Genomic DNA, 12,809 nt, shown 5'->3' on the forward strand with positions numbered 1-12,809 from the left:
CGACGCCATTTTTTGATAAACCGCAGAAGCCGTCGTGCCTGGGTGCTGGATTCTGAAAATATCCAAGCAGGCGTCACCGCGTCTTTGAATTGATCAGTGGTGCGTGCAGTGAATAGTGTGTTTCTCGGTGCCGCTTTTGCCGTGCAACACCAGGTTGAAACTCTGCTCACAAGCGGTGCTGAAGCGCAGCGCAGCATCGCTGTGTTTGCGGGCTGCGGCGACCAGACTGATCTTATTCCAGCGTCCGCTGGCTGTGCGATAGCGCAGGTTTTCAATGCCGTGCCTGCCCAGCTCCCGTGGCCACCAGTGGATGGTATTGTTGGGTGCATCGATGCGGATGCCGATGGCGTATTCGATCAGGTAGGTGATGGGGGCGAGTCCGGACCAGCCGACAAAATCCGGTTTGGCCTTGCGGCCACGGAGGGGTTTTTCCGGAAAGTAATTTTCCCATGCGGTGCCCGTCTGCTTGTACACCTCAGTAGTGGCATTCAAGTGGTTGAGAGCGATTTCGTGAGCCAGGTCCCTGTGCCCGTATTTTTCCAGTCCCGAGATGACCATGGTATTGGTGGGCGCCCAGACGGCGCCGGCCCAGTAGTCGCCACTGTAACCCGCTTCATCCTTTGGGTGGGTGGGCACCCGGTGTGCGGTATTGAAGCTTTTCTCATCGTTCAGATGCCGGATCAGCCGCTCGACCTGGGTTGCACTGGGAATGCCGCCCAGCATGGGCCAAAAAGCGGCAATGGTGCGCATGGTCATGCGTTTGCCGTTTTTGCCCCAGTCGTAGTAAAAACCGCTCTGTGCGTCCCATAGTTTCCTGTTCAGATAATCACTGTAGCGGGCCGCGCGCCGGCGATAGAAGTCGGCATCAGCGGGTTTGTTGAGTATGTCTGCCATTTCTGCCAACCAGCGATCAAAGAGGGCCATTTGTGCAGAGACATCCACACCGGCCAACAGGACGTCATTGCGCGGTGAGTCATCCATGGCAGCCTTGTCGGTGAGATACAGTCCGGTAGCGGGGTGGTAGATCTGTCGGTAACTCTCGCGATAAGCACGCAATGTCGGATAGGTGCGCGCCAGGCGCTCCCGGTCGGCGGTGATACGGTAAGCACGCAGCTCGGCCCAGGGAAGCATGGGGTGATTGAGGCTACCAGGGGTGCCAGGCTCCGACCAGCCTTTCACACCGAGCCGGCCGTTGCCCTCGCCGATTTCCCGGACGATTTCACCGTTTGGCATCTGCAGTGCGTAAAAGTTGTCGAGTCCTTCAATAGCCGGAAACAGATGGTGGGCATAATTACCCCACATGGTGGAAAAACTCATATCCCACAGAAAGATATTTTCGTTAAAGGCCTCGTCGATAAAGTTTTTCACAAGCGGGCTGCCTGTCGCCGGCTGAGTGAAACGCCCAAAGCCGATTTCCCAGGCGCGGTAATAAAATTCGATATAGTCCGGCCTGCGTGCAAACACGGGGCGGGGCAACTGGTCTCGCACCCGGGAAAACGCCGGTAAGGGTTTCGGCCTGTAGGGTTCGGCGGGGAAAAAGTGTCCACCGTTTTCCAGTCGGGTGCGATAGATCGCCAGGTAGTGGTCCAGCCCCGCTTTGGAAGCGCGCACTGCGGCCAGAGGGCGCATTCCATCGGGGTACGCTTCCTGTTCCAGAATAATCCAGCGCGTGCCCCCAGTGGAGACGTTTGCATGGATAAGCGACAGCCAGTCGATCACATCTTCGCCGATGATGGGACGGGCATTCGGGATAGCATCGGGGAAGTGTGCCTTGTAGTGGGTTGTCAGCGTGCGCCCCGGATACTGCATCACCCTGGCCACAGGGTCGTCTCCCGCCGCGGTTGTCCAGCCCACGTCCTGTTGTAGCACGAAAGTGTCTGAGGTGTTGGTGGCAATATAATCCCAGAAAGTGGTGTCCGCAAAGGGGGACATTTCGCCAGCGTGATTGTGGTACCCGAAGCGAAAGCCCCGCGCTTCCAGTTGCCGATGGGTGCGAGTGAGGTCTGTGATGAGCGCATCGATGCCATCGGTGTTCCAGCCGCGGGGGTCCCAGCCGACAATCAGGTACTCGGCACCCAGTGCGCGATAAAATCCCGCGGTTTCTTCGATGGTGCCGGCAGTGACATTATTAAATCCGATATGTGCTCCGCTCACTTTCAGCCCCAGTCGATCGAGCAAACTGCGCAATTCGCGCCCGCGACCGGCATAGGGACCGAACTCTCCTGCGAACTCCACCACAGCAAAGCCCATGTCAGCCAGTGCGGACAGGGTACCCTCGAAATCGCGGCTGAGATCTTCCCGCACGGACCAAAGTTGTATGCCTATGGCGGGCAGGTCTGGCGGGGGCACTGTCTCGTCTCTGGGAGGATTCGCCGCCTGAGTGCTGGCACAGAAAAAAGTCAAAAGGCAGAGTGTGATGATTCGCATGGGGTTCTTCCTGCGGGTAATTCCGCTGCGATGGTAGGTGCCGGGCACGCTAATGGCCCTGAAAATAAGCGATGGGTTCGATAACGCCTGTCGCAAAAACAGGCACCGGCGTTGTTACTCACAGAGCTTTTCTCTGCTGGAAGATGTACATAGAGACTGGAGGTAACAATGGTATTCGGGCAGTGTCGTGGCTGCCTGGCGGTAGTCAGCGGAGAGCTTGCGCACCCATCTGTTGTAGTCGCTGTCTCCGCCGGTTGTGGGAATGGTCCCCGGTCGCGGCCAGAAGCCGGCCAGGGTAGGTAACAACAGCCTGGTTTCCGCACTGATCAGGGGGATGTCCGTTTGCAAAGTGCTGCCGCTGGCGCGAAAGAGTGCCAGCTGTGCGCGGGCGCCGGGAGACAGCCGCCGGGTGTGGCCGGCAAGCCAGTGACAGAGACTGTGCAGGTCGGTAACCTCCCGGTTGTATGTGGCAACCTGGCGGTTGAATGCCGCACGCAGGCAGCCGTCTTCGGTTTGCAGCGGCATCAGGGGCAGCAGCTGCCGCAATTGGTACTGGGTTTGCGCCAGGGAATCGACGGCCAGACCACCGATATTCAGTGCCGCCCCCAGGCCGATCAGGTTGCCTGCCCACGCATGGGGGTAACTGCGCAAGTACTCTGCGGGGATAACTTTGTGATCCAGACGCAGACCGCGCAGATTCAGTTGCCAGCCATCGCGGCCAATGGTGCAGTGGGCTGCAGTCAGGCGCTTGCGACAGCCGCTCAGGGTCTGGGTCATGCGGCTGGCGGGCAGGGGTAGAGAGCGCCCGCCCTGCCCATTGTGTAGCGCGGATTCCGCCAGCAAGGCGCCGTCGCAGTCGATAATAAACCCTGCCTGCATTCGTGTCCCATCCGCCAGTTGCAGGTCAAAGCGGTGTTCGTCAACAGGACTCAGTGTCGCCTGCTGGCGATAGACAGGCAGCTTGCGCGATTGTGCCGCCAGATCCAGGTGATCGCAGTAATCGCGGTAGCTAAACTGCAGACCGCGTTCCAAACTGCGGTACACTTCCGGCGCGTTTGTCGGTATGTCGCCGTAGCGGCCCGCCTCGGCGGCCCGGCAGACAAGATTGAACTCCGAGGCATCGAACAGTGTGCGGCTGCGCTGCCACCAGTGAAAGAACGGCTGCCCCTGGTGCATAAAACCATAGCCGCCAGAGGCCAGCCAGTGGCCTGCCTGGGGGTTTGCTTCAGACTGTATCCTGAGAGCCAGAAGTATATCGGCAGTGTTTGATTGCAACAGGTCGCGCGGATCAATCCCTATCTCGCAATGCTCCATGGCACTGTCCCCAAACAGAAACCCCGCACCGGATACTTTCCCGCCAGGCGCCACCAGGGATACGCAAATCCGCTCTCGGGGAAGCTGTTGCACCAGGTAGAGCTGGCAGTAGCGGGCCGCCGGATTATTGCCGTAGACAACCCAGTGAACGGGTTGCGCCGCGCTCGATGCAGAGGATACAGCCGATCCTGTATTGGTTGAACGATTCACAGTGCAATCCCCCCATACAGGCTCATCGCCGTTGGAGGTACGGGTAGGGGACGCATGCCACACTGACGGGCAATGACGCTGGCGTGGTCCGGCATGGCAGCCACGCCTTTTTGCACAAGCCGGCGGTAGCCCGAGAGCAGCCTGTCGATTTCGTCTAAGGCCAGAAGATCCGCCTGGGGCGAGTAAGTCTTTGGCAAAATGCGCTGACCGTGATAGACCGCCAGCCAACTGGGTTGCAGGAACAGGCCGTGACCATAGCCGACGATATACCCCTGCTCCCGGTAGAGTGCCATTTTCAGCCTCAGGTCATCGGGGATGGCCATATAACGACAATAGCGCCAGAAGGCACTGTCCTCGCGCTCTGTAGCGTGGTAGTGGAGAATCAGGAAATCGCGGATGCGTTCGTATTCCAGTGACATCTGCCGGTTGAACTCCCGGCGTCCGGCAGGGTAGCTCCCGCCCTGGGGCCACAGCGCCAGGAATTTGGTGATGGCGATCTGGATCAGGTAAATGCCGGTGCTTTCCAGGGGTTCTAAAAAACCGCTGGACAAGCCGATGGCCAGGCAGTTGCCGACCCAGGAATTTTTCCTGCGCCCGGCCTTAAAACGCAAAATACGCGGTTCGGTACTGGTTGGCCCGGGCAGACTGTTCATCAGCCGCTGGCATGCCTGGTCGTCGCTCAGGTGATCGCGCGCGTAGACGAGCCCGTTGCCGGTGCGATGCTGCAGGGGGATCTGCCATTGCCAGCCGGCACTGTGGGCAATGGCTCTGGTGTAAGGGGGTGGTGGCCGGTTGCTCTCGCAGGGCACCGCCACGGCACTGTCACAGGGTAGCCAGCGGGACCAGTCCAGGAAGGGGGTCTGCAGGGTGCCCCCGAGTAAGAGCGCGCGAAAACCGCTGCAGTCCACAAAGAAATCTGCCCCGAGGCTGTTGCCGTCTTGTAATTTCAGTGCGGAGATATGCCCGCGTTCGTCCCTGCCAATGGTATCTACTCTGCCTTCGACGCGCTCGACGCCCAGCTGCTCGGCAAAGTCCCGCAGGAAGCGGGCGTAAAGCCCGGCATCGAGATGAAAGGCATAGGAAAAGGTGGAGAGAATCGAGCGGGGGTTGGGATGTGGAAAATCGAACTTGCCGGCGGCTGCCGCCTTCACTGGAAGCGCGTAGTCATCCAGGGGGGCCGCCCGTCCCGACTGGCGCGCTTTTAACCACAAATGATGAAAGGGGATACCATCCAATTCGCGACCGTATTCGCCAAACGGATGAATGTAGGCGTCGCCAATTCGCCCCCAGTGTTGAAATTCTATCCCCATTTTGTAGGTGGCCAAGGTAGCCCGCATAAAGGCATTTTCATCGATACCTAGGGTCTGGTTGAAAAAACGCAGATGGGGCAGGGTGGCTTCGCCGACACCGACGGTACCGATTTGATCGGATTCGATCAGGGTAATGGCGATACCCCGTGGAATTAAAAATCGCGCCATGGCTGCGGCACACATCCAGCCGGCGGTGCCGCCGCCAAGTATGATTATTTTTTTCATTCAGGCCTGTGTTCTGTTGCAAGGGCGTCCGGCTTTTTCGCCCAGGCCAAAGTGCGCCGCTTGCGCACCTTGGCCTTGTATCACTCTGCGGTTATCAGAAGTTGATGCGGATAATCGCGGCAATGCGACGGTCGTTGATAAACCAGGAGCGGCCGAGCCTGGTGCCGTCGGCGTCCACCTGCATCTGCGTTTCGGTGACCTGATCCAGAATATTGGTGGCCTCAAGACCCAGCTTCACATGGTCGTTAAGGTTGTAGAAAACAGAGCCATCCAATTGGCCACTGTCACCGTTATAGATGGGCAACTTGGTGATCACATCACGGGTGGTCAGTAAATACTCGGAGCGCCAGTTCCAGGCCAGCCGCGCACTGATGTCATCGTATTCGTACAATCCCACCAGGTTGTAGGTATGCTCGGACATGCCCTGCAGCGACAGGTTTTCGAACGCGACCGCGACCTCGTTGCCATCGTTGGTGCTGAGGTTCGGGTTGGGTACGCTCTTGGCGTCTGCATAGGTGTAGTTGACCTGAAGGCCGAGGCCGCTCCAGGCACCGGGCAGCTGATCGAAGAATTGCTGATAAGCCACCTCGAAACCGCGCACAGTGCCGTCGCCGAGATTGACCGCTCCATCCACCTCCACCGTCTTGGTAACGCTGTTGTTGGTCACTGCTCTGGGGAAGGCACCGCTGACAAAGAAATCCGAAATATCCTTGTAAAACAGCGATGCGGAGAGCGCGCCTACATCACTGAAATACCACTCCAGAGAGACGTCGTAGTTCTGTGCCGTCATTGGCTTGAGGAAGGGGTTGCCGGTACCGGCGCGGTAATCGGAGACCCGCGCGGCGTCTTCAATACCATCTCCGTCGGTATCCACCTCGGTGACAATGGCGTAAACGTCCATGCTGTCGCGCAACATACCCATATCCGGGAAAGCGACCGCCCGGGAGGCGCCAAATCGCATTAGCCATTCATCATTGATATTGTATTTTACATTCAGGCTGGGCAGCCAATGGGAATGGCTGGCCGCACTGCTGGTCAGGTAGCTGTCGCCATTGAAGAAGGCGAGGTCATCTGCAGGTAGCGGCAAACTGGCGCTGATGGTGGAGTAGGAGACGCCGCCGGCAGTGGTGTAATCCAGGGTGACATAGCGCAGGCCAAAATTTCCTTTCAGGACATTGTCCGGGCTTGCAAAATTTGCCATCACATAAGCGGACTGACGCTCCTCCCTGACCGGGTTGTATTCCGGCTGGGTGAAGATTCCGTCCACTAGATCGTTGCGGTCTTTCAGGCTGCTAAAGCCAAAAATGCGCCCCAATTCTGAGCGGAATGTCTCGTGGTCTGCCAGGAGGTCAGCACCCGGTACCAGAATAGTGCCACCGGCAATCCCGGGCGTCTTGCCGCGGAAGAAGTCGTTAAAGTCGAAGACATCGTGGGCCGGGGCGGGGTAGGTATCGGTTCCCGGCTGGCCGTCCCAGGGGCTGGTATCGTGGACACCGTTAAAGAATTTCATGCCGCCGGCCCAGGTTTCCGACAGGACACCCCAATTATAAGTGGACCAGCGGGTGGTTTGTTCCCGCTCTGAGGCGCGCAGCCCCCCTTTGAGGGACTGAAACCAGCCCTGGTCGATATCGTATTCCATATCCAACTGCAGCGCTTTCTCTTCGCCGTCACTGTCTTCGATATGATCCATCGCGGCGCGGTAGAAATAATTGGCGGGATCGGTGAAATACGCTGCACTGGATTGTGGCACACCCACGGGTGCAATAAAGTTCACCTCCGGCGAGTCTCCCGAGAAATCGACTTCTACGTCTGCGCGGGTATTGCCGAAGATGGACAGATCCAGCACTTGGGTTTGCGCCTGCACAAGCTGGGCGTCAAACGCGATGTGGAGTCGGTCGGTTGGGTGCAATGCCAGGTTCAGGGAGAGGTCTTCTACCAGTGTGTCGGTTACCGAACGGCGCGCGAAGCTATTGTAGCGGTCGGCGCCTTCCAGGGTTCCTGAGACAAAACGATCGCCAGTGTACACACTGTCCGCACTGGGCGTTCCCACAGTGTCGTCTGACTGGAGGGCGTTTTCGAACCAGGTAGTGGACGCATCGGAGCGCACATACTCCAGGGTAGCCAGGGTGGTATCGGCGGGATTGGCCCACTGCAAGACCAGGCTGCCACCGGTCCGGTGACGATCCTGGTTTACCATGCGCGCGCCTGCATTGATGGGCACCCAGCGCTCGCCGATTTCGGGGATATCCAGCAATTGGGGCGCACCCTGGCCCACAGAGTTATTGCTGACGCGCAGTTCTGAGTCGGCGGCACTGATCAGAAAACCGAATTCCCCCATTTCGGTTTGCCAGCGGTTACTGTACAGACCGGAGAAATCGGGTGTGGATTCGCCGCGCATGTCCGTATAGTTCATAGCGCCACTGAAGGCAAGCTGTTGTCCATCGCTGTCGAAGGGTTTGCGGGTTTCCAGGTTGATGGTCCCGGCGATACCGCCCTCAATCATGTCGGCTGTCTGATTCTTGTATACGACCACTGAACCCATCAGCTCCGGCGGCACGTCCTGGAAATTGAGCCCGTTACCGTTGTTCGCGGAGAAACTGTCCCTGCCGTTGAACTCGCTGCGGCTCTGTGCCATGCCGCGCAGCGCCGCGCCACTGCCTTCTATGGAGAAATGATCCGGGTCGTCTACAGCGGCGAAGCGTTCGATGGAAATGCCGGGAACCCGCTGCAGGGCCTCTAGAACACTCTTATCTGGCAGGGCATTGATATCCGAAGCGGAAATGGCGTCGGCAACGGTGGCTGCATCCCGTTTGATATCCTGGGCATTTTTCAGGGAGCCTCTGACACCTTCCACAGTGACCTCTTCCAGAGGCCCCGGCGTTTGCGTATCTTGTGCATTGCTCCCGTGGGTGGCGGCAGCGATACAGACTGCCAACAGAGTGCGGTTAAAGTAGGTGCCGCTTTTACAGCGTGAATGACCGGAGCCAGAATCTCTCATCTCGCGAATCTCATCAATGATTATCATTATTGTGTACTGCCTGTCGGGTACCTGGTGCAGCCGATACCGCTCGGCTGTGCAGGCAGCGCTCCCGCGTTGTCAGATCAGAATCCGTTTTTACCACAAGGGGGCAAGCCCTCCGCCACTTTCTACGATAAGGGGGGCTGAATAAGCGGTAGCAGGGAAGCTTTGATCTGACTTGGGGGCGTTTTTGATTTACGTGGGCCAGAGGTGAGGACAACCGATGGCGTTAGCCCATCCAAAAGTGAAAAATGTGGCGCGATGATGCAATAAAAATCGTCGCTCGGAGGCAGTAAAAAAAGCCGCCGACTTTCACAGGCTGCACTAATTGGCAAAGGCGTATCGTTGGCATTGGCCCGCATGCTTGGCAAAATGGCTGGCAGGGTGCAGAGTATTACAAGGCGTTTACCGCCCATAAAAAGCGTGTTTTGGGGCTTGGGGGTGAGTGGATTTGCACACCCATTTCATGCCTGGGTATCTTGCAAAAATAAAAAATAGACTGCTCTGCCCCTATTGGCCTAAAAGTACGGTTTTCAGCAGCCTGCCAACCTGAACAGGGATGTGCGAGCTGCAAATCAAGCAGGTAACGGCTTGTTTTGGTGTGGTGGGTTTGCGGACATACGCCGCAAACCCGAGTTGAAAAAGGTCATGGAAGGACTTTTCAACAACCTGTTAGAAGGATACCTAAACAAGCAATAACAATATTTGCACAGGCTTTAGGGGTTGGTATTTCAAGATTCAATTCGTACAGCCTTCTTAAAAGACTGCCGTTTGTTATGAAAAGAAAATTATTCTGAAGTGGTGCGTTAAAGCTTGCTAAAAACCCTTTTAAAAGGGCTGTAGGGCCTGCCGATTGAGTATTTTTTAACGAGTTGGAAATTTTTTATTTTGCTCAAAACAGTATCCCCGATGACCGCCTTAAGCCAAGCCTGTTGAAACAGCCTGTTTGGTATTGTTTAAGTCTCTCCAGACGCCGCCGATGCCGGAAAGTCTGCTCAGACACTGCTTGGGCAGATATTGGGCTATCAGGCTGGCAAGATAAAGGGGCTGTTACTTTTCCTGTCCCCCCCTGACACCCCCTCGACCCCGAAAGGCAGCTGGCGCTGGTACGCGCTGGGGTCGGTGTTATCGAGGGGTAGGCAAGGGGGCATTATTAATCCTATTTATAAAGAATACACTTAAAAAGTCGATACCAAAGTGATGTTAAATAAAAAAATACCCTATACGAAGCGGCTAATTAAAAGGGAACTGTCGCGTGGAATCCTCTATTAATCGCAGTCCCGGCAGGCGAAGACGATAACATTGGCCGGAACAGGCCAACTGGGGTTAAACTCTGGCCCCTAAAACTATGACAAGGTACCAAATAAAGGGGGTAGCAAATGCGTCAGGCACTGATTGTACTATCCGCAGCCGTGGGTCTGGCGACCCTGGGGGGCTGTGATCAAAAGGCAAAACAGGGTGAGGTTGCTAAAGATACTGTGAAAGCGGAACAATCTTCGGCTGCAAGCGCCCAACAAGCCGGCAATATCCTATTGGCGGAGTGGACGGGTCCTTACGGTGGGGTGCCCGCGTTTGACAAGATGCGCCTTGAAGATCTCAAACCTGCGATCGAGAAGGGGATTGAGCTGAACCTGGCAGAGATTGATGCAATTACTGCTGACCCGGCTGAGCCGACCTTCGCCAATACCATTGTGCCGCTGGAGCGCGGCGGTGCCGAGTTGGGGCGTGTGTTTTCCTACTATGGTATCTGGAGTGGCAACTTGTCCTCCCCGGAATTCCGCAAGATCCAACAGGAATTGGCTCCCCAGTTGGCTGAGTTCGAATCCAAGATCACCCAGAATGCGCAACTGTTCAAGCGAGTTAAGGCGATTTATGACCAGCGCGAATCCATGGATCTGGACGCTGAACAGAAACGTGTTGTCGAGTTGATCTACACCCAGTTTGCAATCAATGGCGCGACCCTGAAAGGTCCAGCAAAAGAGCGCTACGCCGAGATCAACCAGCGCCTGGCGGAGCTGTATACCAAGTTTGCCAACAATGTATTGGCGGATGAGGAAGGCTACGATATTTTCCTGAATAAGGGTCAACTTGCCGGGTTGCCCGACTCCTATATTGCTGCAGCGGCTGCTCTGGCGAAGGAAAAGGGCGAGAAGGGTAAATACGCGATCACTAATACCCGCTCTTCCATGGACCCCTTCCTGACTTATTCCGATAACCGCGCCCTGCGCAAGCAGGTATGGAGCAACTATTACAGCCGCGGTGATAACGGCGACACACATGACAATAATGCCATCATTGCCGAAATCCTTAAGCTGCGTGATGAGCGTGTCAGCCTGCTGGGCTTTGACAATTATGCCCAGTGGCGTTTGCAGGATCGTATGGCCAAATCCCCCGAGCGGGCTTTGACACTGATGGAAGCCGTGTGGCCGGCGGCGGTAGCCCGCGTGGAGGAGGAAGTGGCGGATATGCAGGCGGTTGCGGATGCCGAGAAAGCCGGCATTACCATTGAGCCCTGGGATTACCGTTACTATTCGGAAAAAGTTCGCAAAGCCAAATACGATCTGAATTCCGACGAAGTGAAACAGTATCTTCAATTGGACAAGCTGCGCGAAGCCATGTTTTACGTGGCCGGTGAGCTGTTCAACTTCGAATTTACCCCGGTGAAAGCGGGTACCGTTCCGGTCTTTCACGAAGACGTAAAAGTCTGGGAAGTTACTGACAGGACCAGTGGTGAGCATATCGGGCTCTGGTATCTGGACCCGTTTGCCCGCACCGGAAAACGCTCCGGTGCCTGGGCCACTATGTACCGCGATCACTCCACCTTCGACGGCAAAAAGACCGTGCTGTCTTCCAACAACTCCAATTTTATCAAGGGGTCAGCCGGCGAGCCGGTACTGGTGAGCTGGGACGATGCGGAAACTTTCTTCCACGAGTTTGGCCACGCACTACACTTTCTCGCCTCCAATGTGACATACCCGACCCTGAACAGCGGCGTGCGTGACTATACCGAGTTCCAATCGCAGTTACTGGAGCGCTGGCTTTCTACCGATGCGGTGATCGACAACTATCTGGTGCACTATAAAACCGGCGAGCCGATTCCTGAGGATCTTGTTGCCAAGATCAAAAAGGCGTCCAAGTTCAACCAGGGCTTTGCCACAACGGAGTACCTGGCGTCCGCATTAATGGATATGAGGCTGCATACGGCCGATCCAGAAGGTTTGGATCCGGATAGGTTCGAACGCGAAACACTGGCAGAGCTGGGGATGCCGCAAGAGCTGGTTATGCGTCACCGCACGCCGCATTTTGGCCATATCTTTTCCGGTGAAGGCTACTCCGCGGGCTATTACGGCTATATGTGGGCCGATGTCCTGACTTCTGATGCCTCCGAGGCATTCGCCGAATCCGAAGGCGGCTTCTATGACAAGGAGGTGGCTGGCAGACTGGTGAAGCACCTGTTCGCGCCGCGCAATGCCATGGACCCGGCCCAAGCCTACCGCGCTTTCCGTGGTCGCGATGCCCGCATTGAAGCGTTGATGCGCGATCGTGGCTTTCCGGCACCCGAGAAGAAAGACGGCGCTGCAGCGGCCAAAAGATGATGGACTGATTTATACAGCCACAAAAAAAGCCGCCTTTACTGTTGCGGCTTTTTTTTGTGGCGGCCTCTGGTTCAGCGGTGTAATCGTGCTGTTTGTGTCTCAGGGGCAAGTAGACGAGCTGAGACCCCCGGTGCAGTTTTGCAAGGCGGGCGTTTACAGTGGGATACGGATCACAACACCGCCCATGGTCTGCCCCAGTTCAAAGTCATTGCGCGGGCTGTCCACATGATCATTGTGGCAGCTGATACAGGCCGGGGAAACACCCACGTCGGCGTAAACTGCAGTGAAGTATTCGGTGCCCCCCAGCTTCTCGCGCCCGTAGAAATTTTTACCGGGATTATCGATCACATACTGTAGCCCGTTTTTCTCCAATTCGGTGCGTGGTTTGTTTTGTTTGTTGACCGGCCACAGGGATAGGAGGGCGTAGTTGAAGCCGGAGTTTTTTTCCGCTACACGCTCCGCCCCCATACGCATCATTTGCGCGGGTAAAGGCAGCAGCTTCTTATCCTGCCAGTGCTCATCGGCCTCGAGGACTTTTTCTTCATTTTGCAAACGGTTCACGACCTGATTGGTGTAGTTGGCCCTGTCTGCTTCGATGACGGCAAAGATGGCATCCGCCATTCGCTCGGGCGCAATTCCCTGGTTCTTTTCACAGCCAGTGAGCAGGGCCAGACCGGCGACAAAACAAGCGGCAATACGCATAGTGTT

At 56.5% G+C, this 12,809-nt stretch carries 6 protein-coding genes; 1 reads left to right on the plus strand and 5 read right to left on the minus strand.

The genetic code is table 11. The features are described from left to right. Positions 1 to 93 precede the first annotated feature (93 nt). The 4 genes from Q1A48_RS12710 to Q1A48_RS12725 form a co-directional block, all read right to left on the minus strand. The gene (locus Q1A48_RS12710; RefSeq protein WP_299945381.1) at positions 94 to 2,427 is read right to left on the minus strand and encodes a trehalase family glycosidase; all 2,334 of its coding nucleotides are present in this window, start codon (positions 2,425 to 2,427) and stop codon (positions 94 to 96) included. Positions 2,428 to 2,541: 114 nt separating this feature from the next. Then, positions 2,542 to 3,951, minus strand: coding sequence for a tryptophan 7-halogenase (locus Q1A48_RS12715; protein ID WP_299945384.1), 1,410 nt, complete (start codon positions 3,949 to 3,951; stop codon positions 2,542 to 2,544). Next, entirely contained in the window at positions 3,948 to 5,486 is a 1,539-nt protein-coding gene (locus Q1A48_RS12720; RefSeq protein ID WP_299945387.1) for a tryptophan halogenase family protein, read from the minus strand. Before Q1A48_RS12720 ends, Q1A48_RS12715 begins: the two co-directional genes overlap by 4 nt. A 94-nt stretch (positions 5,487 to 5,580) precedes the next feature. Next, positions 5,581 to 8,511, minus strand: a complete 2,931-nt coding sequence (locus Q1A48_RS12725; RefSeq protein WP_299945390.1) for a TonB-dependent receptor — start codon at positions 8,509 to 8,511, stop codon at positions 5,581 to 5,583. A 1,373-nt stretch (positions 8,512 to 9,884) separates the two neighbouring features. Here Q1A48_RS12725 and Q1A48_RS12730 point away from each other — a divergent pair. Beyond that, complete coding sequence (locus Q1A48_RS12730; protein ID WP_299945393.1) at positions 9,885 to 12,101, plus strand: M3 family metallopeptidase; 2,217 nt, start codon at positions 9,885 to 9,887, stop codon at positions 12,099 to 12,101. A 153-nt stretch (positions 12,102 to 12,254) separates the two neighbouring features. Here the strand turns inward: Q1A48_RS12730 and Q1A48_RS12735 are convergent, their stop codons facing one another. Further along, positions 12,255 to 12,803 (minus strand): DUF3365 domain-containing protein, encoded by a 549-nt coding sequence (locus tag Q1A48_RS12735; RefSeq protein WP_299945396.1) that lies wholly within the window; start codon positions 12,801 to 12,803, stop codon positions 12,255 to 12,257. Between the last annotated feature and the right edge of the window lie 6 nt (positions 12,804 to 12,809).

Origin of the sequence: uncultured Microbulbifer sp., assembly GCF_947489355.1 — a bacterium.
GTDB lineage: Bacteria > Pseudomonadota > Gammaproteobacteria > Pseudomonadales > Cellvibrionaceae > Microbulbifer.

Bases quoted from the DNA above. Each gene is read 5' to 3' on its own strand.
- Q1A48_RS12710 (WP_299945381.1), bottom strand. From the start codon at position 2,427: ATGCGAATCATCACACTCTGCCTTTTGACTTTTTTCTGTGCCAGCACT.
- Q1A48_RS12720 (WP_299945387.1), bottom strand. From the start codon at position 5,486: ATGAAAAAAATAATCATACTTGGCGGCGGCACCGCCGGCTGGATGTGT.
- Q1A48_RS12725 (WP_299945390.1), bottom strand. From the start codon at position 8,511: ATGATAATCATTGATGAGATTCGCGAGATGAGAGATTCTGGCTCCGGT.
- Q1A48_RS12730 (WP_299945393.1), top strand. From the start codon at position 9,885: ATGCGTCAGGCACTGATTGTACTATCCGCAGCCGTGGGTCTGGCGACC.
- Q1A48_RS12735 (WP_299945396.1), bottom strand. From the start codon at position 12,803: ATGCGTATTGCCGCTTGTTTTGTCGCCGGTCTGGCCCTGCTCACTGGC.